Here is a 24,231-nt window from a genome sequence, read left to right on the forward strand (position 1 = left end):
CCGGAACTGAGCTCCCGGCTCACGATTGGTCGTCTGTGGGGCTTGGAACCCCTTCCGGGCGACGCGAAGTGAGCTCCCGGCTCACGAATGGTCGCGCGGGAGGTGGACGCGGCGGGCCGGGTCAGAGTTCTGCGCGGGTGGGCGGGTTGGCGCCGGCGCGCGAGACGGTGATGGCGCCGCACGCCACCGCCCGCTCGATCGCGGGGCGCACGTCCTGCAGCGAGGCCGTGCGGAGGCGGTCGCGCGCCTCGACCGAACCGACCAGGCCGGCGTCGAGCAGCCCCGAGATCAGGCCTGACATGAACGAGTCTCCGGCTCCCACGGTGTCGATGACGGTGGTGCGGGTGGCCTCGGCGACGAGCCGCTCGCCGGTGCGGGGCAGCAGCACCAGCGCGCCCTGGCCGCCGCGCGTGACGATGACGAGCTCGGGCCCGAGGCGGCCCCACAGCTCCATGATCTGGTCGGGCGTCGCCTCGGGATAGAGCCACTCGACGTCCTCGTCGCTGGCCTTGACCACGTCCGAGAGGCCGACCAGCTGCTCGATGCGCTGCCGGACCTCCTCGGGGGTGCCCATGATCGTGGGTCGGGCGTTGGGGTCGTAGGACACGGTGCCCGTCGCCCGCGCGCGCAGCGCCGCGTCGACCACCGCTGAACCGCCCGGCTCGAGGGTCGCCGCGATCGAGCCGGTGTGCAGGTGTCCGACGGGCTCCTCGTCGAGCGCCCCCGCGACGTCCCACAGCAGCTCGAAGTCGTAGGTCGCGCCACCGGCCGGGTCCAGCGTCGCCTTGGCCGTCGAGGTCGACTCCGCCTGGTCGGACCCGTCCGTCAGCGTCAGCAGCCGCTCCTGCACCAGGTGGGCACGCACCATCTCGCCATACGTGTCCCGCCCGAACTGCGTGGCGAACTGGACGGGATGTCCCAGCCGCGCGAGGCCGATGGCGACGTTGGCCGGGCTGCCGCCCGGGTGCTCGTCGACGGCTCCGCCCTGGCGGTGGACGATGTCGACGAGGGACTCTCCGACGACGAGCAGGCGGTCGGTCATGCGGGTGACTCCTCGGGGCGGCGGTGGCTCGGGCCCCTCAGTATCCCCCGGTCGTCGCGGACCCGCCTGGCGTGGTTGGCCCTTGACCCGTCTCATCGGGGACGATGGCCTCATGAGCACCAGCGCCTCCGCGGACCCCTCGAGCGACCAGCAGCGTCCGCCCCGGCGCAACCCGCACGCGATGGGCGCCTTCACCTCGATGGTGCTGTCGACGGTGGTGGTGACGGCGGTGGTGCTGGCGTTCTTCGCGCTCGTGGCGCGTCCCGACACCGTGGCCCGGCCCAGCGTCGACGTGCCTGCCGTCGTGACCGAGGCGCGCCGCAGCACCGGCTGGCAGCTCTCGCAGCTCGACGGCCTGGGGGAGGGCTGGGTCGCCAACTCTGCGCGGCTCGAGCCCGAGGCGGACGGCCTGCGGACGTGGCACGTGGGGTACGTCAAGGACCAGGAGTACGTCGCCCTCGACCAGACCGCCAAGGCCACCGACGGCTGGGTCACGGCGCAGACCAAGGGACGCACCCCGGCCGGGGCCATGACGGTGGGCGGGGTCCCGGTCGACAGCTACACGGACCCGCGCAACGGTGACTGCACCCTGGTGCGGCGCGGCGGCGACGCTCTGACCAGCGTGATCGAGACGACGGGCACCTGCGCCGAGGCCGCGGCCCAGGCGCAGAAGCTGTCGCCCGCCCTGCGCTGACCCCGCGTCGGCCTGGCCCCGACCCGGCCACCGGGGTGGCACACGTGTCGGCGCCGACCTCTTCTGACCGATCGGCCCGCGCGCCTAGGGTGGGTCCATGGCCGACCTGAAGCCCCCGAGCACCGAGCGTCCGATCGAGGACCTGACCTACGAGCAGGCCCGCGACGAGCTGGTGACCATCGTGTCTCAGCTCGAGGCGGGGCAGCTGCCGCTCGAGGACAGCCTGCGTCTGTGGGAGCGGGGCGAGGCGCTGGCCGCGCACTGCTCCACGTGGCTCGACCAGGCGGAGGCCCGCCTGACCGGTGACGCCCCCGCGTCGGCTCCCGGCGCCAAGGCCAACGCCGACGGGGAGAGCGACGAGGCCTGAGCCGTCCCACCCGCCGTCTCTCTCCCACGATCGTGATTGTCTGGTCCAAGGAAGGTGGACGAAACACTCACGATCTTCGTGAGGCGGCGGGGGGCGGGGACGGGGTCAGCCGAGGACGCGGACGCCGAAGTCGCCCGTCGCCACCCGCACCCGCAGCAGCTCCTCGGGCTCGACGTCGTCGCGGTCGGTGACGACCGACCCGTCGCGGTGCTGCACCACGGCATAGCCGCGCTCGAGAGTCCCCAGCGGTGACAGCGCCCGCAGCCGTCCGGCCAGCCCGTCGAGGCGCGCCTGGTCACGGTGGATCCCCGCCTCGATCCGCCGCGTGACCCGGTCGAGCAGCGCCCCGATCTCGGTGCGCCGTTGGTCGACCAGCGTCACGGGCTGCGCCATCACCGGCCGAGACCGTATGGCGGACAGGCCGCGCCGCTCCCGATCGACATACAGCTGCAGCGCGCGCTCGATCCGCCCGCGGGCGACCGCCACGACCTCCTGCTGCTCGGCGAGGTCGGGCACGACGCGCTTGCCGGCGTCGGTCGGGGTGGAGGCACGCCAGTCGGCGACGTGGTCGAGCAGGGGCGTGTCCTCGTGGTGGCCGATGGCGCTGACGACCGGGGTGAAGCAGTCGGAGACGCACCGCACGAGCGCCTCGTTGCTGAACGGCAGCAGGTCCTCGACCGAGCCGCCGCCGCGGGCGATGACGATGACGTCGACCTCGCGGTAGGCGTCGAGCTCGCGCACGGCGGCGCTGACCTCGGCGACGGCGTTGACGCCCTGCACCGCCACCTGGCGGACCTCGAACTGCGTTGCGGGCCAACGCCGCAGGGCGTTCTGCACGACGTCGTGCTCGGCCTGCGAGGCGCGCCCGCAGATCAGTCCGACCCGGCGTGGCAGGAACGGCAGCGGTCGCTTGCGGGCCGGGTCGAACAGCCCCTCGGCGCGCATGACCGACTTGAGGTGCTCGAGCCGGGCCAGCAGCTCGCCGACGCCGACGGCGCGGACCTGGCGCCCCTCGAGCTGCAGCGTCCCGCGCTTCGTCCAGAACGTCGGACGCGCCTGGACGACGACCCGGGCCCCGCTCGACAGCGGCGTCGGCATACGGTCGATCGCCTGTCCCGGCAGGGTGACGGTGAGGGACATGTCCACGTCCGGGTCGCGCAGCGTCAGGAAGGCGAGGCCGGCCCCGGGCCGACGGTTGAGCTGGACGACCTGCCCCTCGACCCACAGCCCGGACATCTTGTCGACGTAGTCCGCGATCTTCATCGACAGGACCCGCACCGGCCACGGCTGCTCCGCGGTGGTCTGGTTGGCGCGTTCGGGCAGGTCGGGGCCGGGCATGCCCCTGAGCGTATGACGCCCCGCCGTCACCCGGGGTGACGCCTCGAGGGATGGTGGGCGTGTCGGGGTCAGCGGCGGCGCGCTACTTGGTCTCGTTCGGGTGACGCGTGTGGCAGCGGACGAGAACCACCGTGCGGCCGTCGACGTAGAACCAGAGACGGCCCCCGCCGGACAGCTTGTGCTGCCACTGCTCGTGGACCCGCCCGCCGCGCGTAACGGTGGCGAGGACATCTCGTAGCGGGTGATTCCCAGCCTGCCGCTCAAGGGGCGTCCGGGTGAGGAAGTCCCAGGCGTCGGCGAGGGCATTGCCCTGGGTGGCCCGCAGGTCCGCCCACCCCTTCTCGGTCTCGCTGCTTCCAAAGACGATGGTGAACTCGCCGCTCTTGATGGGCCTGTGGGCGACACCTCCTCGCTTGGCCATCATGCGAGGCGCGGGTCGGGGACGGGCACGGGGTCGTCATACCACCCGATGTCCTCGACTCGGGTGTACCCGGCCGCCATGGCCTCGGCCGTGGCATGCCACTCGTGCAGCTCCACCAAGAAGGGTCCGAAGTCGCGGACCGCGGCGCATGCGCGGGCCGTGGCCACGATAGACCGGGCGAACTCGGTGCGCCCGCCATCCGACAGGAACGCCATCCAGGGGAGACGGGACTGGAGCCGCTCGACGAAGGGCACGTCGTCCGGGCCGAGCGAAGCGGCGATGAGGTCCGCCGCGAGGTTGAGGACCGTGAACTGACGTTCGTGGTCGCTCTTGCGCGTGAGGACGAGGCTCTCCCCGTCGCGGCGCGTGATCTCGACTGGCCCCTCCTCAGCGGCCCGGAACACGTCAGCGCTGTGACGGGACAGGTCCGAGGACGGCACGACGCGGGAGGTGGTAGGAGGCATGCGCACCATTCTATTCTGAACGTGTTCAGAAGCGAACCCGGATTGCTCCAGCGCGGTGCAGGGTCGGCCCAGTCTGCTCGCCTAGACTTGCTGGGTGACTGACTCGCAGACTGACCACAAGCGCGTCCTGCTGGCCGCCCCGCGCGGCTACTGCGCCGGCGTCGACCGCGCCGTCGTGACGGTGGAGAAGGCCCTGGAGCTCTACGGCCCGCCCGTCTACGTGCGCAAGCAGATCGTCCACAACAAGCACGTCGTCTCCACGCTCGAGAAGCGCGGCGCGATCTTCGTCGACGAGACCGACGAGGTGCCCGAGGGTGCCACCGTCGTCTTCAGCGCCCACGGCGTCGCGCCGGTCGTGCACGAGGAGGCGTCCCGCCTGCAGCTCAAGACCATCGACGCGACCTGCCCCCTGGTGACCAAGGTCCACCGCGAGGCCGTGCGGTTCGCGGGCGACGACTTCGACATCCTCCTGATCGGCCACGAGGGGCACGAGGAGGTCGTGGGCACGAGCGGCGAGGCGCCCGAGCACATCACGATCGTCGACAACCCCGACGCCGTGGAGCACGTGACCGTGCGCGACCCCGACAAGGTCGTGTGGCTCTCGCAGACCACACTCTCCGTCGACGAGACGATGGAGACGGTGCGCCGCCTGCGCGAGAAGTTCCCCAACCTGCAGGACCCGCCGAGCGACGACATCTGCTACGCCACGCAGAACCGCCAGCTCGCCGTCAAGCAGATGGCCCCCGACACCGACCTGATGATCGTGGTCGGCTCGCGCAACTCCTCCAACTCGGTGCGTCTGGTCGAGGTCGCGGTGGAGCACGGCGCTCAGGCTGGGTACCTCGTGGACTACGCCGACGAGATCGACGAGGCCTGGCTCGAGGGCGTGGCGACGGTGGGCGTGACCAGCGGCGCGAGCGTGCCGGAGGTGCTGGTGCGCGACGTGCTCGACTGGCTGGCGGCGCGGGGGTATGCCGACGTGAAGCCCGTCGTGGCGGCCGAGGAGTCGCTGCTGTTCGCCTTGCCCATGGAGCTACGCAAGGAGCTCAAGGCGCGCGGCCAGTCCGACAAGATGCGGCACGACGCCGGATCGCTGCACTGACCCGTGCGTCTGCTGTGGACGGTGAGGTTGGGACGCCTGACTCAGGTGCCGCCGGCGCTGCGGGTGCTGCCGGGGAGGCGTCGTGGCGCGTGACCTGTGGAGCGACCCCGCGACCGTGCGCAACGGCTGGATCCTGACGACGGTCGTCGTGGGCGTCGGCCTGGTGTGCGATGCGCTGGGCGCGGTGTTCCTGCGCGACTGGCTGATGCTGATCAGCGTCGCCATCGCCGTGGCCTTCGTATGGCGCAGCGTCCGGCTGCACGACGGCATCGCCATGCTCAACAACGGGCTCGGGCTCGTCCTCGCCCTCCTCGGGGCGGGCTATGTCCTGCTGGCGGCGCTCGCCACCTGACCTCCGTCTCAAGCTCCGCTCCCCGTCTCGAGATCCGCTCCCCGTCTGGTGCTGCAGCCCCCGTCTGGTGCTGCAGCACCAGACGGGAGATGGACGCCGAGACGGCGGATGACGGTCGAGACGGTGGACGACGGCCGACACAGCGACGGCGGTCGAGGCGGCGACGGCGGTCGAGAGGGCGACGGCGGTCGAGGCGGCGCGCTCCGGCATACGGGCTGGCGCGGGGTGAGGCGCTGCGATGCCTGGGATTGCGGAAGTCTGGGCACGCCTGACGGTGCCCAGGTTTCCGCGATGGCGAGCGGGCAGGATCCGCCCGGGTTCGACACGTCGGCCTGCGGTGCGAAGTCGGGCGGATGTGACTACCTCAGGTGGTCACATCCGCCTGGCGTGCGAAGTCGGGCGGATGTGACTACCTGAGGTAGAGATGCGGGGGTGTGCATGGCGCCGGGGGTGGATGAGCGCCACCACGCAAAAGCGTCTGCATAACCCCTCAACCTGGGACAACGTCCGGCCGCACCCCGTCTCGGCGGGACGATTTCTCGTGTGTATCCTCGCGAGCGAGACGTCAGCGGTGACGTGGGCCACGCCATCTGGCCCGGCCCGCCGGCGCGCGCGACGAGGAGCAGCGATGCGGCAGATCAGGGTCGTCCAGTGGGGTCTCGGAGCCATGGGCAGCGGCATGGCCAGGCTCATGGCCGGCAAGAGCGGCCTGCAGCTGGTGGGCGGGATCGACAGCCGCCCCGACTACGTCGGCCAGGACCTCGGCACGGTGCTCGGCATCGACCCGCTCGGCGTGACCGTCACCGACGACCCGAGCAGCGTGCTGGACACGGACCAGGTCGACTGCGTCGTCATCGCGACGACCTCCTGGGTCAAGGACCAGATCGACGACCTGCGCACGATCCTGCGCGCGGGCATCAACTGCGTCTCCATCGCCGAGGAGATGGCGTCCCCCGAGGCGCAGAGCCCCGAGCTCGCGCGTGAGCTGGACGAGCTGGCCAAGGCGGGCGGCGTCTCGATCATCGGCACCGGCGTCAACCCGGGTCTGTCCATGGACCTGCTGGTCGTGGCGCTGACGGCCGGCTGCCACGAGGTCACCAGCATCGAGGCGTCCCGCGTCAACGACCTGTCGCCATACGGCCCGACGGTCATGCGCACCCAGGGCGTCGGCCTGTCCGAGGAGGAGTTCCGCCGGGGCGTCGAGGACGGCAGCGTCGACGGGCACATCGGCTTCCCCGAGTCCGCGCGGATGATCTCGGACGCGCTCGGCCTCGGCGTCGACCGCATCGAGCAGCGCCGCGAGCCGATCATCTCCACCGTCCGCCGCGAGACGCCGCACGTGGTGGTCGAGCCCGGCATGGTGGCGGGCTGCAAGCAGACGCTCCTCGGCTACCGCGGCGACGAGGTCGTCCTCACGCTGGTCCACCCGCAGCAGGTGCTGCCGGAGCTCGAGGGGCAGGGGACCGGCGACTACATCACCATCGAGGGCACCCCGCGGATCCAGATGCAGATCACCCCGGAGTATGCCGGGGGCACGGCCACCAAGGGCATCGCGGTCAACTGCGTCCCGCGGATCGTGGAGGCCTCGCCGGGCCTCAAGAGCATGCTCGACATCCCCGTCCCGGCCGCCCTCATGGGCGACTCCGCCTACGCGCGCCGCGTCTGACGTGGTTGAGCGCCAGGGAGGTTCGTGATGAGTGACGTCGTCGCCGCGGGCGCGTGGGTCGAGATCGAGCGCGTCCTGCTGGAGCCGGAGCAGCGGTCGCCGCAGCTGCCGGAGGAGACCCGCAGCACCCCTTACGTCCTGCGGATGTCGGGCTTCCTGGACGCCGAGGCGCGCCTGGGCGACGCGGTCACGATCACGAGCCTTATCGGGCACCAGCACGCGGGGACGTTGCGGCTGGTCAACCCGTCCTACGAGCACAGCTTCGGCACCACCGTGCCGGAACTGCTCCACATCGGCCTCGGCGAGGAGTGGCGATGACCGCCGTGACCCGCAGCAGCAGCGGCGCCGCCCGCGACATGAGCTATGCCGCCGTCATGGGCCGCAAGGTCGAGATCATGCGCGGCGCGCTCGGGATCGACTACGACACCTACGAGCTCACGCCGCTGGCCTTCGACTACGACCGGATGATGGCCGACACGGGCTACACGATCGAGCGGATCGCCGAGATCCAGGCCGAGACCAAGGTGGGTCGCACCCCGCTGCACGAGCTGTGCAACCTCACCGATGCCGTGCGCCGAATCTCGCAGCCGGGCAAGGGCGCTCGCATCCTGCTCAAGGACGAGGCGGCCAACGCGTCCGGGTCCTTCAAGGCGCGGCGCGCGTCGATCTCCTGCTACGAGGCCAGGACTCGCGGCTACGCGGGCGTCGCGACCGCCACCAGCGGCAACTACGGCGCGGCCGTGGCGTCCCAGGCGGCGATGCGGCGGCTGCGCTGCATCGTGCTGCAGGAGGTCTTCGACTCCCACGGCGTCGGGCAGCCCGAGATCATCGAGAAGTCCCGCGCCTGCGAGGCGTACGGCGCTGCGGTGCAACGACTCTCGGTCGGACCCGAGCTCTTCTACCAGATGCTCGTGACGCTCGAGACGACCGGCTTCTTCAACGCCTCGCTCTACACCCCCTTCGGGATCCGCGGGGTCGAGACCCTGGGCGCCGAGATCGGTCGCGAGGTGCAGGAGCGGTATGGCGCCCCGCCCGCCGCCGTCGTGGTCACCCAGGCCGGCGGCGGCAACCTCACGGGCACGGCCCGCGGGCTGCGCGAGGTCGGTTGCGAGACAAGCACGGTCGTGGCCTGCTCGGTGGATCTCGGTGGGCTGCACATGGCCTCGGACGTCGACTTCAACCGCAAGTCGTTCACGACCGGGCACACGGGCTTCGGGGTGCCGTTCGCGACCTGGCCGGACCGGACCGACGTGCCGCGCAACGCCGCTCGCAGCCTGCGCTACATGGACGACTACCAGCTGGTGACGCAGGGCGAGGTCTTCTACGTCACGGAGCTGCTCACCAAGCTCGAGGGTCTGGAGCGCGGCCCGGCGGGCAACACCAGCCTGACCGCGGCGGTCGCCCTGGCCGCGCAGCTCGGCGAGAACGAGACCGTGGTCGTGCAGGAGACGGAGTACACGGGGGCCGGGAAGCACCACAACCGGCAGCTGTCCTTCGCCCGCGAGCGCGGCATCGAGATCAGCACCGGAGACCCTGCGGGCAACGTGCCGGGGCAGCGGATCGTCATACCGGACAACCTGACTCAGGTGCAGGGCAGGGCGCAGGACCTGGACCGGCTGCGCCGCTCCTATCTCAAGAACGCCGCCAAGGTCCTCGACCCCGCGGCGTGGACCGACACGGACGTCGACTATGTCGCGGCTGAGACCAACAGCACGCGCGAGTGGGTCCTCGCGAACGTCCCCACCACGGAAGGCAGCTGACGATGGACACCCAGCCCCACCAGCCCGATGGCAGCAGCGGCGACACCGCCAGCGGCACCCCCAGTGGCACCGGCAGTGACGTCGCCGGCGGCGAGATCGACCGGCGCACACGGCAGTTCGAGGAGCGCCGGGTCGCGCTGGACGCGCTCAGCGACGAGCAGCTCAAGGCGCGCTTCTGGGAGCTGAGCCACCAGATGATGGAGCCCGTCGTCGAGCTCGCCCGCACGCACACGAGCCCCTCCATCGAGCGAAGCATCCTGCTGCGCATGGGGATCGACTCGGTCAGCAGCCACGGCGTGGTCGACCGGATCCACGACCGCGGCCTGCTCGGCAAGGGCGCCGGGCACGTCGTGCTCAAGGTCGCGCACCAGCTCGGGGTCGACGTGCGGGCCGCGGCCGCCGCGATCGCCGCCGACGACACCGTGCTGGACGGCCTGTTCACGCCGACCTCAGCCGCGCCGACCTCAGCCGCGTCGACCCCCGCCACCACGACCGAGGGAGCCCGGCGATGACGCAGCAGGCGCAGCCGATCGGGCCGCTCGACGAGAACGTCAAGCTCGACATCGAGAACATCCTTTCCGACCTGGAGTCCTACCGTCCCCGCCGCAAGGGCTGGGTGTGGCGCGAGGCGCCGGCCGAGGGCGTGGACATGGGGCCGTTCCACTTCCGCGACATGGCGACGCCGCTGGCCAAGAGCCTGGGGCTGCCGGCGAGCAAGTACTTCGGCGGGATCGACCCGCAGCCGAAGTGCGTGGTGACGACGGAGATCGCGAGCGGCCGGTTCGAGGACGACATCCGCCGGATGCGGATGGCCGCGTGGCACGGCGCCGACCACCTCATGGTGATCCGCACGACGGGCCAGTCCCACATCGACGGGCTGCTCGAGGGCACGCCCGAGGGGATCGGCGGAGTTCCCATCACCCGCAAGCAGATCCGCGCCTCGCGCAAGGCGTGCGACCTGATCGAGGACGAGGTCGGGCGGCCGATCAACTTCCACAGCTACGTGTCCGGCGTCGCCGGGCCCGAGGTGGCCGTGCTGTTCGCCGAGGAGGGCATCAACGGCGCCCACCAGGACCCGCAGTACAACGTGCTCTACCGCAACGTGAACATGTATCGCTCCTTCGTCGACGCGGCCGAGGCCAAGCGGGTCATGAGCGGGGCCGGCATCTTCCAGATCGACGGTGCGCACAACGCCAACGCCACCGCCAAGGCCGGCTGGCTGGTCATGCCGGAGCTCATGGTGCAGCACGGCATCAACAGCGCGTTCTCGGTGATGGTGGGCATGCCCAAGGAGCTCATCGGGCTCTCGACGGTGCCGCCCAACAGCCCGCCCGCCCCCAAGCTCTGGTACGACCTGCCCTACGCCGTGGCGCTGCGAGACGTGTTCTCCGACTTCAAGATGCGGGCGCAGCAGAACACGCGCTACATCGAGGCGGACATCGAGGAGGCCGTCCGCACCCACACCATCGACACGCTCATCTCGATGCTCACCCGGGCCGACATACAGTCGACGATCACGCCCGACGAGGGCCGCAACGTGCCCTGGCACTACAACAACATCCGCGGCCTGCAGACGGTCAAGCAGACCTGGAGCGGCCTGGACGGGATCAACGAGCTGCTGGGGCTCAAGCACGACGGCCCGCTCGGCGAGATGGTCCGCGACATCAAGGTGCGCGCGGTCGCGTTCCTCGAGGAGGCCATCGACCAGGGCGGCTACTTCGCCGCGGTGGAGAAGGGCTTCTTCGTCGACTCGGCGAAGTACCCCGAGCGCAACGGTGACGGCATCGCCCGCGACGGCCAGGGCGGCGTCGGCGCCGGCTCGATCGTCGAGCGCGACCCCGACTACTTCGCGCCGGTGTCCTGCCACTTCGGTGACAACCACATCCCGGAGTTCGTGCACGAGCTGGTCGGGCGCCGCATCGAGCGGCCCGAGGAGGCCATCGGCGGCGACACGCTGTCCGACCCCGACAAGATCGTCTACATCGACGAGCTCGACCCGGAGGACTCGGCCGACGCCCGCCTCGAGGCGACCAAGCCCTATCGCAGCGGCGGGATGATCAAGCCCGAGGCCGAGTGGGCGGGCGACGGCACCGTGCTGATCCAGCTCTTCGTGCCGGAGAACGCCGACATCGCCGACGTCTACGCCGTCGAGATGGCCAAGCAGATGGGCCTGGTCGACCCCGAGGTCGTCAACCTGCAGCCGATGCACCCCTCCGAGGGGACCTTCGTCGAGGTCAAGGGCAAGGTGGCCTTTGCGATCGACCGGTCCACGCTCAAGATCCCCGAGAAGGAGGTCGTGCTGCCCGAGGACGAGCTGCGGGCGGCGGTCGGCGACGCCGGGCTGCGGGTCGTGGCCGGGACGGTCGGCGAGGACGAGCACAGCGTCGGGCTGCGCGAGATCCTCGACATCAAGCACGGCGGCATCGAGAAGTACGGCGTGAAGTACGACTACCTCGGCACGTCGGTGCCGCTCGGCAAGATCGTCGACGCGGCCATCGAGACCGGCGCCCACGCGATCCTCATCAGCACGATCATCAGCCACAACGACGTGCACCGGACGATGATGCGCAAGCTGCACGAGCTCTGCCAGGAGAAGGGGATCCGCGACCGCGTGGTGCTGATCGCCGGCGGCACGCAGGTCAACCGCGAGATGGCGGCCGAGACCGGGCTCGACGCGACCTTCGGCCGCGGCACCAAGGGCATCCACGTCGTCAACGCCATGGTCAAGACGCTGAGGGCGCGCGGCCAGGTCTGAGAGACCCGCCGGGGGTAAAGGCATCAGCCTGGCGAACGAAGGCCGGTCGATGCCTTCACCGCCGGTAGGTGGAAGGAGAAGTGGATGGGCAGCGTCGACATCCTCACGATCGAGGTCGGCAGCACGATCACCAAGGTCAACGGCTTCCGGCGCACCGACGCGCGGCTGGAGCACGTGGCGCAGGGCTTCGCGCCGACGTCGGTCGCCGACGGTGACGTGGGCCTCGGCGTCGACGCCGCGATCGCCGCCCTCGAGGCGGACGCCGGGGTGTCGGTGGCCGGGCTGCCGACATACGTCTCCTCCTCCGCCGCAGGCGGATTGCGTATGACGGTGCACGGGCTCACCGTCTCGATGACCTCCCGGGCCGCGCGCGAGGCCTCCCTCGGCGCCGGCGCCATCGTCAAGCTCGTGACCGCGGGGCCGCTGGACGAGGACGACATCGACGAGGTGCGCGAGATCGCGCCCAGCATCGTGCTGCTCGCGGGTGGGGTCGACCACGGTGAGAAGCAGGTCGTGGTCGCCAACGCCCGGGCCCTGGCCCCCGTCGCGGCCGAGCTCGGCGTGCCGGTGATCTATGCCGGCAACGTGGCGGCGCGGCGGGCGGTGGCGCGCGCGTTCGCGGAGCACGGGGTCGAGCTGATGGTGGCCGACAACGTCTTTCCCGACGTCGACGTGCTCGACGTGGAGCCGCTGCGGGTGCTCATCCACGAGGTGTTCAACCGGCACATCACGCGGGCGCCGGGGATGGCGCGGTTCGCCGAGCTGACCGACCACGGGATCCTGCCGACGCCGGGCGCGGTGCTCAAGGGCGCCGAGCTGTTCGCCGAGGAGCTGGGCGACGTCCTGGTCGTCGACGTGGGCGGGGCCACCACCGACATCCACTCGGTCACCGAGGGATCGATGGAGTATGCCGCCAAGGTCATCGACCCGGAGCCGCACGCCAAGCGGACCGTCGAGGGCGACCTCGGCGTCTATGTCAACGCCCGCAACGTCGTCGAGGCCTATGGCGACGAGTCCTGGGCGACGCGGCTGGACGACCTCGAGGCGATGCCCGCCGACGAGCGGGGGCGGGAGCTGACCCGCTGGCTGTGCGCGCGCGCCGTCGAGGTGGGGGTGCGGCGGCACGCGGGGACGCTCACCGACCTCTACACCCCCACGGGCAAGAAGCAGATCGTCCGCGGCAAGGACCTCACCGCCGTGCGCTGGGTCGTCGCCACGGGTGGCGCGCTGACGCGGGTCGAGGGGTCGTCCGAGGCGCTGCGGGCCGTGTGCACGGGCGTGGGGACGCACCTGCTGCCGGAGCCGTCGGCGCGGGTGCTGGTGGACCGGGACTACCTGTTCTCGGCGTTGGGGACGATCGCGACGGAGCTGCCGGACGAGGTGCGGGCGACCTTCCGCGCCTGGGTGACCGGCATGGATGGGGTGGCCGGGCTGGACGGGGTGGCTGGCGTGAACGGGGCGACCGGGCCGGACGAGGGTGAGCGGCCGTGAGCGGCCACCCGACGCCGCGCGTCGAGCTCTATCCCGACCGCATCACCTACAACGCGCTGTCGGTCGTCGAGCTGGCGCACGACCACGGCGCCACCGTCGCGGGGGTCGCCAAGGTCACCTGCGCGCACCCCGCCGTCGTGGACGCGATGGTCGCGGGCGGCGTCGACCTGATCGCCGACTCCCGCATCGACAACCTGCGCCAGACGCGGGAGCGGGGGATCGAGCTGCCGCTCATGCTGCTGCGCATCTCGGAGCGCTCGCGGGCGGCCGAGATCGTGGAGTTCGCCGACATCTCGCTCAACTCCTCGCTGCAGACGATGGACGTGCTGTCGCAGGCGGCCGTGGCGGCGGGCAAGCGGCACCAGGTGATCCTCATGGTCGACGTGGGGGACCTGCGCGAGGGCGTGTGGCCGGACCGGGCGGTGGAGGTGGCGTTCGGCGCGGCGCAGCTGCCGGGGATCGAGGTCGTGGGGCTGGGCTGCAACCTCGCGTGCTTCGGGGGCGTGGTGCCGAGCGAGGAGAACATGTCGCTGCTCGTCGACGTCCGCGAGGCCTGCCGCGCCGCGACCGGCCTGGAGCTGCCGATGCTGTCGGGCGGCAACAGCGCCTCGCTGCCGTTCCTGGCGTCGGGGCACATGCCGGCCGAGATCGACAACTTCCGGATGGGGGAGTCGATCGTGCTGGGGCGCAACGTCTTTGACCGTTCCCCGTGGCCGGGGACGCGGCAGGACACGGTGCGCCTCGTGGTGGAGGTCGTGGAGCTGGAGCGCAAGCCGTCGGTGCCGATCGGCAAGCGCGGGCAGAACGCGTTCGGCGAGGAGCCGGCCTTCGAGGACCGCGGGACCCGGCTGCGCGCCATCGTCAACCTCGGCCGCCAGGACGTCGTCATCGACGGGCTCGACCCCCTAGACCCCAACATCTCGATCCTCGGCGCGAGCAGCGACCACATGATCCTCGACGTCGAGGACGCGGTCGACGCCGGCTCCCTGCGGGTGGGCGACGAGATCGCGTTCTACCCCGACTACGCCGCGCTGCTCGCCCTCTCCACCAGCCCGTACGTCGACAAGGTGGTCATCGGTGGACCCAGGGCCTACCCGTCTGCCTGGCGTGTGGGATAACGGACCCATGCTGTACGCGACGCACGCCGAGGTGGACCTGTCCGCGATCCGTGCCAACATCGAGGGGATCCGGGAGCAGGTGAGGGACCGGACGATCCTCGTGGCGGTCAAGGCCGACGCGTACGGCCATGGGGCCGTGGCGGTCTCGCGGATGATCCAGGCCACGGGTGTCGCGGACTGGCTGGGGATCGCGACCGTCCCGGAGGCGCTCGAGCTGCGGGCGGCCAGCATCACGATGCCGATCCTCAAGCTGTCGCACTGCTTCCCCGGCGCCGAGATGGAGGCGGCGATCGCGGCCGACGTCGTCACGGCCTGCCCGTCCCGCGAGTGCGCGGACGCGCTCCAGGCGGCGGCCGAGCAGGTCGGGCGGCCCGCCCGGGTGCACCTCAAGGTCGACACCGGTATGGCGCGCATCGGGGTGCCGGCAGGCGAGGCGGCGGCGCTCGCGGCATACGTCGAGGGGCTCGGATCCGTCAGCCTGGAGGGCATCTTCACCCACATGCCGGTGGCGGACACCGCCTCGCAGGATGCGTTCACCGAGGAGCAGGTCGCCCTCTTCGCCCGGACCGTCGAGGAGGTGCAGGCCACTCTCGGACGCTGCCTCGAGCACGTGCACGCCGCGAACTCCGGTGGTGTGCTGGGGCACTCGTCGTCGTGGCTGACGATGGTGCGGCCGGGGATCATGGTCTACGGCTACTACCCGGACGCGTCGACGCCGCGAACCATCGCGCTGCGCCAAGCGATCCGCTGGGTGACGCGCGTCAGCTTCGTCAAGCGGGTGCCGGCCGGGACGACCGTCGGCTACGGCCGCACCTGGTCCGCCGACGAGGACCGGTGGGTCGCAACGATGCCCGTCGGCTACGCGGACGGCTACAACCGGCTGCTGTCCAACCGGGGGCGCGTGCTCGTCGGCGGGCAGAGCCACCCCATCGCGGGGCGGGTGTGCATGGACCAGACGATGATCGACGCCGGGCCCGCGTCCGAGCCCTGCCCGGTGTCCGTCGGCGACGAGGCCGTGCTGCTGGGCACCTCTGGGGCGCAGGAGATCACGACCGACGAGATGGCCGAGCTGCTCGGCACCATCACCTACGAGGTCACCTGCGACATCGCCAGGCGCGTCGAACGGACCTATCGCGACGGCTGAGCGGGGCCAGGCGTGACCGAGTCAGTCAGTCCCGGCGGGCTGCCAGCGCCCGGTCGATGACAGCGTCTGCGACCGTCACCCGCATCTGCGGGTCGGAGAAGTGCGTGCCGTCCGAGCGGACCGTCACGCCGCTCCCGTTGCGGTCGTCGCACGGTGTGGTGCCGTCGTGGCAGTACACGTCGTCGATCTCCACCACGCGAACCCGCGGGTTGCCCGCTGCCGCTGAGCGGAGGATCTCGTTCCACCTCTCCCGGTAGTGGTCCTCGTCGACCATGCGGCGCAGGAAGGGGTTGCAGCTCTGAGGAGTGCATCTGCTGGACATGCCCACGCCGGGCCTGTCGGTCGCGACGAAGACCAGGGTCGCGCCGTTCTGCGTGAGCTGGCCTATCCGCAGCTGCAGCTGCCGCCGTTGCGCAGTCCAGAACTCCGGCTGCTCGGGCGTGAGCAGCCGACCCTGGTGGATGCTGTCCGCCGTCTCGTAGCGGGACCACCAGATGATGGTGCCGGGGTGGTGCGCCGCTACGCCGTCGCTGATCCGGGCCGGGAGCGCGCCCTGACATCGCCTGCCTCGCTGGTCGCTCGGTGAGACCTTGTTGACGACGCCGAGCGGTGAGCAGCCCCCCGCCGTCGAGCTGAACAGGGTGAGGCCCCGCCGCTCGGCGGCGTCCGACAGCTCCGGCAGCAACCGGTGGGGCACCGAGTCCCCCAGGACCAGGGTTGTCTGGGCACCACGGGATCCGGGCAGGGCGACCAGACTGTTGACGGCCGAGGAGGTGGGCGTTCCGCCGAGGACGGAGGCGGCCAGGGCCAGCGTGACCGTGACGCCCAGGCCGGTCAGCATCACGCGCGCTGGTCCCCGTCGTGAGGCCAACCTCCCTGTGCGCACCGGCTTCTCGACCAGGTGGTAGGAGATCGATGCGAGGAGAACAGACGTCGTCAGGGTTGCCGCAGTCCGCGCCGCCGACCATGACCCCTCACCGGCGAGGACGAGGGCGACGGGCCAGTGCCAAAGGTAGATGCCGTAGGAGATGCGCCCCAGGTAGACGGGCGTGGCCCAGGACAGGGCTGGAGACAGTAGTGGCACGTGACCGATGGCCAGAGCGGCGACCAGGACCGCAGCCAGGCCCACGAAGGCCACGGCACCGCCTTGGTAGTAGAGGAGCGTGGCTCCCTTGGGCCCGGCGAGCGACGGGGTGAGCAGTGCTAGGAGCGCGACGGCAGCCCATCCGAGCGCCGGTGCCGCACGTCTCGCCCAGGTCGCCCCTCGTCCCTGCACCACGCAGAGCGCCAGCAGGGCCCCGGCCATGGGTTCGAACACCTTGGTGTCCGTGCCCATGTAGGCCCGGTCATAGAGGTGCCACCGTCCGTAGCGCAGGAGCAGCGCCGCCGAGGCCGCTGCCACCAGCGCAGTCACGACCACGAGCGCCACGCGCGCGAGACGTGGGCTGCGCTTGCCGATGGCAGCCCACACGCCGGCCACTACCAGGGGCCAGACCAGATAGAACTGCTCCTCGACGCCCAGCGACCACATGTGGAGCAACGGTGACGGCACGGCCTGCTGATCGAAGTAGCTGCTGGTCTCGATGAAGCGCCAGTTCCCCAGATAGAGCGCGGTCCACCAGGCATCGGCTCCGAGTGATTCTCGCCGGTATGCCGGCGCCACCGTCATCGCCCAGACCAGCACGGCGGCGATCACCACCGCGGATGCGGGCAGGAGGCGACGCACGCGACGCGCCCAGAACGCCGTCAGGGCCGCCCCGGTGCCCCCGAGGTGGGCGCGGACCAGCCCATCAGTGATGAGGAATCCCGAGAGGACGAAGAACAGGTCGACGCCGAGGAAGCCCCAGTCCAGGCCCGGCACCCGGGCATGGAAGAGGACGACCATGACGACGGCAACCGCTCGAAGGCCGTCGAGCGCCGGTGACCGCCATGCGCGCGACGTGGGCCAAGGATCGGGGCTCGGTCCGGAGCGCCCGGACGCTGAGCCCACCCTCGTGGCGTCCGCCTCAACCTGCGCCGGGATCGTCATCACCGCTGATCTGATCAGCCGCCGCTCGCCGACCTGTCAGAGCCTGGTGGACGGTGGCAGCCCACAGCTTCGCGCCGGCATCGGTGATGCCGTCCGCGTTCTGCAGCGAGGCGGCACCGGGTGACGAGGCAAAGGCCGCGGCGACGTCGATGGCGGGGACACCCTCCTGCACGGCCCAGGCGTCGACGGCCGCGATCGCGGGACGTTGGGCTGGCGTGGCCGCGGGCTCCCTCACGACGACCACCTGGGCCTGCGGATAGGCCTTCAGGATGGATGACCGGGTGGTCGAGAGCTGCTGACCTATCGCGCGGGCGTCTGCCGCACGACCCACGCTGAGGAGCACCACGTCAGGTCGCTTCGGCACCACCACCCTGGCTCTTTCGTCAGTGACCGCGGCGAAGGGGGCTGCCGTGGAGGCGTTCCACACCTGGAGCTCGGGCCCCGTGTCGCCGTAGCGGATCGGAGCCCGATAGGACGACTGTCCCGTCTGGCTGATCCGCTGCACGCGCGTGACCCTGGACTCCCCGAGCTGTTCCCCCAGGACGTTGACCCACCCGCCCAGCTGATTGCTCGTGGAGTCGCCGATGACGGCGAGCGTCGCCGGTCGGTCGGCGGGGAGGTGGGGGACGGGCCGGGAGGTGGGTCGCGCGGCGGCGGGTGGGGTCCTCGTGGCGGTGGGTGCAGGGGCGCTGCTGGACCGGGCCGCCACGCTGGGCGCTGGCGTCGCCACGGTGGGGGTGGCCTCAGCGTTGCGGGGCGACCACCCACTGAGTGCCAGGCCGGACACGGCGACGGCAGAGGCAACGACGGCGCTGATGGCGAGGTTGCCTCCGACCGTGCGATCCATGGGCCTAGTGTGCCTTACTCATAGTTATCATCAAAATACTCTGAGTGATGCACTCGGCCAGGTGCCTGGGTCTCACGTCCATGACCCGAACGATGTTCAAGTCGTAGATGACCGCGCGACACGCCTCCGTGCCGCAGATTCGGCTACTAGTTACCATATGTCACATTCGGCTACGTGCTGTAACGTAACGGACGTCTATCCGGGTGGGCCGCGCGCACGCGCGATCCTGAGAGAGCTGGAGCGCTGTGAACGTCACCGTTGTTGGTCTGGGCAAGATCGGCTTGCCGCTTGCCGTCCAGTTCGCCCGATCCGGGTGCAAGGTCCGTGGCGCCGATGTGAACCCGGAAACTGTCTCGCAGGTGAACTCGGGTGTTGAGCCCTTCCCAGGGGAGAGCCACCTGGGGGAGTACCTGGGCGAGGTCGTTGCCGACGGCCGCCTTGAAGCGACCACAGATACCGCCTCCGCCGTCGCCGAGTCCGACTACGTCGTCGTGGTCGTGCCCTTGTTCGTCGACGACGAGGCTCGGCCTGACTTCGGCTGGATGGACTCCGCCACGGACGACATCGCGCGAGGCCTGCGTACTGCACGCGGTACGACGGTCATCTACGAGACGACCCTGCCCGTGGGCACCACGCGCACGCGGTGGGCCCCGCGCCTCGAGGCAGGCTCGGGACTGACCGAGGGCAAGGACTTCCACCTGGTCTTCTCCCCGGAGCGCGTCCTCACCGGCCGCGTCTTCGCCGACCTGCGCAAGTACCCCAAGCTCGTGGGCGGCCTCTCCCAGGAGGGGGCCCGTCGCGCCACCGCGTTCTACGAGGAGGCCCTGCAGTTCGACGCGCGCCCCGACCTGCAGCGCCCCAACGGCGTCTGGGACCTGGGGTCGGCCGAGGCCGCCGAGATGGCGAAGCTGGCGGAGACGACCTACCGAGACGTGAACATCGGTCTGGCCAACCAGTTCGGCCGGTTCGCGGCGTCGCACGGCGTCGATGTCTTCCAAGTCATCGAGGCCTGCAACTCCCAGCCCTACAGCCACATCCATCGCCCCGGGATCGCGGTCGGTGGGCACTGCATCCCGGTCTATCCGCGGCTGTACCTGTGGAACGACCCCGACGCCACGGTCGTGCGAGCGGCGCGTGAGGCGAACAAGGCGATGCCGGCCTACACGGTGGGACTCGCGGTGGGAGCCATGGGCGGCTCCCTCGCCGACGCACGGGTTGCCGTGCTCGGCGCGTCCTATCGGGGTGGGGTCAAGGAGACCGCGTTCTCCGGGGTGTTCGACACCGTCGCGGCCCTGCGCGACGCAGGTGCCGAGGTGGTCGTCCATGACCCGATGTACTCCGCCGAGGAGATCCGCGGATTCGGATGGGAGCCGTACGAGCTCGGCCGAGAGATCGATGTCGCCGTCCTGCAGGCCGACCACGCGGAGTACCGCGACCTCGAGTCCGCCGACCTGCCTGGTGTCCAGGTCGTCGTCGACGGCCGGGACATCCTCGACCGGACTAGGTTCGACGGCGTGCGTGTCATCTCCGTCGGGCGTCCGGAGCCGGAGGTGGCCCGATGAGCTCGCGAGAGGGAGTGCGGATCGTCGAGTCCGCCGACGTGGCCGACTCCGCTCTCATCGGCCCGGGATCCAGCGTCTGGCACCTGGCCCAGGTGCGGGAGGAGGCCGTCCTCGGTGAGGGCTGCATCGTCGGCCGGGGAGCGTATGTCGGGACCGGCGTGCGCATGGGGCGTCACTGCAAGCTGCAGAACTACGCGCTCGTCTACGAGCCGGCGGTGCTCGAGGACGGCGTATTCGTCGGTCCGGCAGCGGTGTTCACCAACGACCACTACCCCCGATCGGTGACTCCGGAGGGCGACCTCAAGCGAGGGGACGACTGGGAGGCCGTCGGGGTCACCTGCCGCGAGGGCGCGTCGATCGGCGCCCGGGCGGTCTGCGTGGCACCGGTGACGATCGGCCGCTGGGCGATGGTCGCCGCCGGATCCGTGGTCACCAAGGACGTCCCTGACTTCGCCCTGGTCGCCGGTGTCCCGGCCCGCCGCATCCGCTGGGTGGGCAAGGCCGGCGAACCCCTCGAGCAGACCGGTGAGCGCGAGTGGACCTGCCCTCGCACCGGTGACCAGTTCATCGAGCACGACGAGACCCTCATGGAGGCCAGCTGATGTCCGACTTCATCCCCCCTGCCAAGCCGCTGATCGGTGAGGAGGAGATCGAGGCCGTCACCCGCGTGATGCGCTCCGGGATGGTGGCGCAGGGCCCCGAGGTCAAGGCGTTCGAGGAGGAGTTCTCGGCACACTTCCGCCTCGACCGGGAGTGCGTCGCCGTCAACTCGGGGACCTCGGGATTGCACCTGGGCCTCCTGTCATCAGGTGTGAAGCCCGGCGACGAGGTCATCGTGCCGTCCTTCACCTTCGCGGCGACCGCCAACTCGGTTGCTCTGACCGGCGCCACCCCAGTGTTCGCGGACATCGAGCCGGACACCTTCTGCCTCGACCCCGCCTCCGTGGAGGCCTCGATCACCGACCGCACCGTCGCGATCATGCCGGTCCACCTCTACGGCCACCCCGCGTCGATGGACTGGCTGCTCGAGGTTGCGAACCGGCACAACCTGAAGGTCTTCGAAGACGCTGCCCAGGCCCACGGTGCGTCGCTGCACGGGACGCCGGTCGGAGCGTTCGGTGACTTCGGCATGTTCAGCCTGTACCCCACGAAGAACATGACCTCCGGGGAGGGCGGCATGATCTCCTGCGCCACAGACGAGATCGCCCGTCGGGCACGGCTCTACCGCAACCAGGGCATGGAGAAGCAGTATCACAACGAGGTCGTCGGCTTTAACTGCCGCATGACGGACATCCACGCCGCCATCGGTCGCGTCCAGCTCACCAAGGTCGACGCCTGGACCAAGACCCGGCAGGACAACGCCGCCTACCTGTCCAGCCATCTCGAGGGAGTGACGACACCGCCGGTGCGCGAGGGCGCCGTCCACGTCTACCACCAGTACACGATCCGCGTGCCCGAGGGCCGCGATGCCTTCGCCAAGGCGCTGAAGGACGAGTACCAGATCGGGTCCGGGATGTTTTATCCCGTTCCCAACCACCAGCTCACTCCGTTCCAGGTGTGCGTCGACCTGCCCGAGACGGCCAAGGCCGCAGCCGAGTGCTTGTCTCTGCCGGTTCACCCGAGCGTCGACCAGGCTGGGCTGGAGCGCATCGTTACCGCGGTCAACACGCTCGCGAAGGCCGGTGCCTGACATGACTGACCAGAAGCCACGCGTAGAGACCGCAGATCGCCGTCGGCGGGGCAACCGTGAGGACCGCCTCCGCGCGGGTCTCGTCGGGCTCGGGATGATGGGCCGGCACCACGCCCGCGTCCTGGGTTCGCTCGACGGCGTCGACCTGGTGGCCGTCGCCGACGAGTCCGGCGACCCGCACGGTGTCGCGGGAGGGCGCTATCTCGTCTCTTCAGTGGACGAGCTCCTGGAGTACGACCTCGACTACTGCGTCGTTGCCGTGCCCACCGTGTACCACGAGCCCGTGGGCCTTCAGCTGGCGGAGGCCGGCGTGCACGCCCTCATCGAGAAGCCTCTGGCCCACGACGTGCCGTCCGCCGAGCGTCTCGCGCGCACTTTCGACGACAAGGGACTGATCGGCGCGGTGGGGCACATCGAGCGCTACAACCCGGCGCTGCAGGAGGCCCGTCGTCGCATCGCGGCGGGAGAGCTCGGCCGCGTCTTCCAGGTGGCGACGCGACGGCAGGGACCCTTCCCAGGCCGCATCGCCGACGTGGGGGTGGTCAAGGACCTCGCCACGCACGACATCGACCTCACGGCGTGGGTCACGCAGCAGGAGTTCGTCAGCATCTCCGCACGCACGGCGTTCCGCTCCGGGCGCGAGTACGAGGACCTAGTCGCTGCGGTCGGCACACTGGCCGACGGAACCGTGACGAGCCACCTCGTCAACTGGTTGTCCCCGCTCAAGGAGCGCACGACCGTCATCACCGGTGAGAAGGGTGCGTTCATCTGCGACACCCTCACTGCCGACCTGACGTTCCACGCCAACGGCACGACCGCTACGACGTGGGACGAGGTCGCCCGCTTCCGCGGTGTCAGCGAGGGCGACATGATCCGCTACGCGATCGCCAAGCCGGAGCCGCTGCGCACCGAGCACGAGAACTTCCGGGATGCCGTCCTGGGCAAGGAGGCCGACATCGTCACGATGCGTCAGGGCCTCGCCACCGTCCGCGTGGCCGAGGCGATGATCGCCGGCGCGCAGGTCGGCACCGCTGTCGCTACGCGGACGGCGGAACTTTGACCCTGCGGAGGGGCAGCGACCAACTCGAATTCGAGGCGAGGTGACCTCATGCCGCTGAGCACGGCCAAGAAAGGTCTCGCGTCGATCATCGGTGGCACCGCGGGCGGCCAACTGATTGCCCTGGCCTGCGCGCCTCTGATCAGCAGGCTGTTCCCGCCGGAGCAGTACGGCCCGTTTGCGATCGTGAACGCGGCCGTCCTCCCGTTAGCTACGGTGGCGGCGCTCAGGCTGGACCTGGCAATTCCACTACCCGATGACGACGATGAGGCGCTGGACCTAGCAGCGCTCGCGCTGTGGGTGGTCGCCGTGGTGGGCGCCGTGCTCACGGCAGTCGCGTGGTGGTGCCGTGCTTGGCTGGTCGACCTCCTGCGGCTGGAGGTCGATCCGACCCTCCTGCTGTGGGTGCCCGTGGTGGCCACGCTGATGGGTCTGTTCACGGTGCTGAACCAGGTCGCGATCCGCTGGCGATTGTACGGTGCGATCGGCCGGCGAAACATCCTGCAGGCATCGGTCCTGTCTCTTGCGCAGGTCACCATGGGGGCCCTCGGATGGGGCGCCCACGGGCTCGCGATGGGGCTTGCTGTCGGCCAGGTGGCTGGGGTCCTGTCCTTGGCCGGCTCCGTGCGTCGACGAGTCCAGGGCCCAGCGCTCGCGCGTCCGCCGAAGTACGTGGACCTGCTGCGGCGGTACAAGAGCTTTCCCTTGCTGATGGCACCCTCAGGTCTCGTGAACGCTCTGGGGCTGCAGGCTCCGCTCCTGGTGATGGCCGCGTTGTACAGCACCACGGTGTCGGGGTGGCTGGGGATGACGCAGCGCATCCTGTCCCTGCCCATAGCCCTGGTCGGGGTGGCGCTGTCCCAGGTCTACCTCGGTGAGTTCGGGGCCGCGAAGCGCTCTGGGACGGTGGACTTGCAGCGCCTGTTCCTCAAGGCCTCCACCAGGCTAGGAGCAGCCGGACTCGGCCTGGCTCTACTCCTGCTTCTACTCGCCCCGGACCTGTTTGCTTGGGTCTTAGGCGACCAGTGGCGTACGAGCGGCGACTACGCGCGCGCATTGGCCGTCGCGAGTGCGCTGCAACTTTTGGCGTCCCCGCTATCCCAAACCCTCATCGTGATGGGACGGCTCAAGACGCAGGTTGCATGGGACTGCGCCCGCTTGGTGCTGTGTGTGGGGTCGGTTGTTGCCGCGTACGGATTAGCCCAAACCCCCGGTAACGCCGTTGTGTGGCTCGGAACAGTCATGGCGATCAGCTACGCAACCTCTTGGGTACTTTCTTGGCGGAGTTTGTCAGCCGACGCGAGATCCATAGAGCGCCGCCCCCACGCCTGA

General features: G+C 70.4%; 23 protein-coding genes. 17 read left to right on the forward strand and 6 right to left on the reverse strand.

Annotated features, from left to right (window positions below; genetic code table 11):
- Positions 1 to 121: 121 nt before the first annotated feature.
- Positions 122 to 1,042: a carbohydrate kinase family protein gene (locus K313_RS0102295; RefSeq protein WP_019286293.1), complete on the reverse strand. Its 921-nt coding sequence runs from the start codon at positions 1,040 to 1,042 to the stop codon at positions 122 to 124.
- 112 nt (positions 1,043 to 1,154) lie between these two features.
- Here K313_RS0102295 and K313_RS0102300 point away from each other — a divergent pair, with 112 nt between their 5' ends.
- Positions 1,155 to 1,736 (forward strand): DUF4245 domain-containing protein, encoded by a 582-nt coding sequence (locus tag K313_RS0102300; protein ID WP_029210254.1) that lies wholly within the window; start codon positions 1,155 to 1,157, stop codon positions 1,734 to 1,736.
- Positions 1,737 to 1,833: 97 nt separating this feature from the next.
- Entirely contained in the window at positions 1,834 to 2,103 is a 270-nt protein-coding gene (locus K313_RS0102305) for an exodeoxyribonuclease VII small subunit (protein WP_029210255.1), read from the forward strand.
- Between the two features lie 105 nt (positions 2,104 to 2,208).
- On the opposite strand, the gene xseA is transcribed toward K313_RS0102305, so the two are convergent.
- The 3 genes from xseA to K313_RS0102320 form a co-directional block, all read right to left on the reverse strand.
- Positions 2,209 to 3,441: an exodeoxyribonuclease VII large subunit gene (gene xseA / locus K313_RS0102310; protein WP_029210256.1), complete on the reverse strand. Its 1,233-nt coding sequence runs from the start codon at positions 3,439 to 3,441 to the stop codon at positions 2,209 to 2,211.
- A gap of 82 nt (positions 3,442 to 3,523) precedes the next feature.
- Positions 3,524 to 3,862 (reverse strand): hypothetical protein, encoded by a 339-nt coding sequence (locus tag K313_RS0102315; protein WP_029210257.1) that lies wholly within the window; start codon positions 3,860 to 3,862, stop codon positions 3,524 to 3,526.
- Positions 3,862 to 4,326, reverse strand: a complete 465-nt coding sequence (locus tag K313_RS0102320) for a type II toxin-antitoxin system Phd/YefM family antitoxin (RefSeq protein WP_029210258.1) — start codon at positions 4,324 to 4,326, stop codon at positions 3,862 to 3,864. The genes K313_RS0102315 and K313_RS0102320 overlap by 1 nt, the downstream gene beginning before the upstream one ends.
- A 94-nt stretch (positions 4,327 to 4,420) precedes the next feature.
- Between K313_RS0102320 and K313_RS0102325 the strand changes: the two genes are divergently transcribed.
- From K313_RS0102325 to alr, 10 genes are all read left to right on the forward strand, one after another.
- Positions 4,421 to 5,428: a 4-hydroxy-3-methylbut-2-enyl diphosphate reductase gene (locus K313_RS0102325; protein ID WP_029210259.1), complete on the forward strand. Its 1,008-nt coding sequence runs from the start codon at positions 4,421 to 4,423 to the stop codon at positions 5,426 to 5,428.
- 82 nt (positions 5,429 to 5,510) lie between these two features.
- Complete coding sequence (locus K313_RS19765; protein WP_034251307.1) at positions 5,511 to 5,780, forward strand: hypothetical protein; 270 nt, start codon at positions 5,511 to 5,513, stop codon at positions 5,778 to 5,780.
- A gap of 628 nt (positions 5,781 to 6,408) precedes the next feature.
- Positions 6,409 to 7,446, forward strand: a complete 1,038-nt coding sequence (gene ord, locus K313_RS0102340) for a 2,4-diaminopentanoate dehydrogenase (RefSeq protein ID WP_029210261.1) — start codon at positions 6,409 to 6,411, stop codon at positions 7,444 to 7,446.
- A 27-nt stretch (positions 7,447 to 7,473) separates the two neighbouring features.
- Positions 7,474 to 7,764 carry a 2-amino-4-oxopentanoate thiolase subunit OrtA gene (gene ortA / locus K313_RS0102345; protein ID WP_029210262.1) on the forward strand — a complete coding sequence of 97 codons (291 nt, stop codon included), beginning with the start codon at positions 7,474 to 7,476 and terminating at the stop codon, positions 7,762 to 7,764.
- On the forward strand, positions 7,761 to 9,206 hold the full coding sequence (gene ortB, locus K313_RS0102350) for a 2-amino-4-oxopentanoate thiolase subunit OrtB (RefSeq protein ID WP_029210263.1): 1,446 nt from the start codon (positions 7,761 to 7,763) through the stop codon (positions 9,204 to 9,206). The genes ortA and ortB overlap by 4 nt, the downstream gene beginning before the upstream one ends.
- A 2-nt stretch (positions 9,207 to 9,208) precedes the next feature.
- Positions 9,209 to 9,718, forward strand: coding sequence for a D-ornithine 4,5-aminomutase subunit OraS (gene oraS, locus K313_RS0102355; RefSeq protein WP_029210264.1), 510 nt, complete (start codon positions 9,209 to 9,211; stop codon positions 9,716 to 9,718).
- Complete coding sequence (gene oraE, locus K313_RS0102360) at positions 9,715 to 11,961, forward strand: D-ornithine 4,5-aminomutase subunit OraE (RefSeq protein ID WP_029210265.1); 2,247 nt, start codon at positions 9,715 to 9,717, stop codon at positions 11,959 to 11,961. Before oraS ends, oraE begins: the two co-directional genes overlap by 4 nt.
- 84 nt (positions 11,962 to 12,045) lie before the next feature.
- Positions 12,046 to 13,452: a glutamate mutase L gene (locus K313_RS0102365; protein ID WP_029210266.1), complete on the forward strand. Its 1,407-nt coding sequence runs from the start codon at positions 12,046 to 12,048 to the stop codon at positions 13,450 to 13,452.
- Positions 13,449 to 14,570 carry an alanine racemase gene (locus K313_RS0102370; RefSeq protein ID WP_029210267.1) on the forward strand — a complete coding sequence of 374 codons (1,122 nt, stop codon included), beginning with the start codon at positions 13,449 to 13,451 and terminating at the stop codon, positions 14,568 to 14,570. The genes K313_RS0102365 and K313_RS0102370 overlap by 4 nt, the downstream gene beginning before the upstream one ends.
- Before the next feature lie 7 nt (positions 14,571 to 14,577).
- Positions 14,578 to 15,714 carry an alanine racemase gene (gene alr / locus K313_RS0102375; RefSeq protein WP_029210268.1) on the forward strand — a complete coding sequence of 379 codons (1,137 nt, stop codon included), beginning with the start codon at positions 14,578 to 14,580 and terminating at the stop codon, positions 15,712 to 15,714.
- A gap of 25 nt (positions 15,715 to 15,739) precedes the next feature.
- On the opposite strand, the gene K313_RS0102380 is transcribed toward alr, so the two are convergent.
- Positions 15,740 to 17,743, reverse strand: coding sequence for an acyltransferase family protein (locus K313_RS0102380; protein ID WP_029210269.1), 2,004 nt, complete (start codon positions 17,741 to 17,743; stop codon positions 15,740 to 15,742).
- Entirely contained in the window at positions 17,721 to 18,590 is an 870-nt protein-coding gene (locus K313_RS0102385; protein WP_029210270.1) for an SGNH/GDSL hydrolase family protein, read from the reverse strand. Before K313_RS0102385 ends, K313_RS0102380 begins: the two co-directional genes overlap by 23 nt.
- A 245-nt stretch (positions 18,591 to 18,835) precedes the next feature.
- Here K313_RS0102385 and K313_RS0102395 point away from each other — a divergent pair, with 245 nt between their 5' ends.
- The 5 genes from K313_RS0102395 to K313_RS0102415 are packed head-to-tail and all read left to right on the forward strand — an operon-like array spanning position 18,836 to position 24,231.
- Positions 18,836 to 20,152, forward strand: a complete 1,317-nt coding sequence (locus K313_RS0102395) for a nucleotide sugar dehydrogenase (protein WP_029210271.1) — start codon at positions 18,836 to 18,838, stop codon at positions 20,150 to 20,152.
- Complete coding sequence (locus tag K313_RS0102400; protein ID WP_034251311.1) at positions 20,149 to 20,754, forward strand: acyltransferase; 606 nt, start codon at positions 20,149 to 20,151, stop codon at positions 20,752 to 20,754. The genes K313_RS0102395 and K313_RS0102400 overlap by 4 nt, the downstream gene beginning before the upstream one ends.
- Positions 20,754 to 21,842, forward strand: coding sequence for a DegT/DnrJ/EryC1/StrS family aminotransferase (locus K313_RS0102405; RefSeq protein ID WP_029210273.1), 1,089 nt, complete (start codon positions 20,754 to 20,756; stop codon positions 21,840 to 21,842). Before K313_RS0102400 ends, K313_RS0102405 begins: the two co-directional genes overlap by 1 nt.
- Position 21,843: 1 nt before the next feature.
- Positions 21,844 to 22,902, forward strand: a complete 1,059-nt coding sequence (locus tag K313_RS0102410) for a Gfo/Idh/MocA family protein (protein WP_084412377.1) — start codon at positions 21,844 to 21,846, stop codon at positions 22,900 to 22,902.
- Between the two features lie 48 nt (positions 22,903 to 22,950).
- On the forward strand, positions 22,951 to 24,231 hold the full coding sequence (locus K313_RS0102415) for a lipopolysaccharide biosynthesis protein (protein WP_029210275.1): 1,281 nt from the start codon (positions 22,951 to 22,953) through the stop codon (positions 24,229 to 24,231).

It is taken from the genome of Arsenicicoccus bolidensis DSM 15745, from assembly GCF_000426385.1.
Lineage (GTDB): Bacteria > Actinomycetota > Actinomycetes > Actinomycetales > Dermatophilaceae > Arsenicicoccus > Arsenicicoccus bolidensis.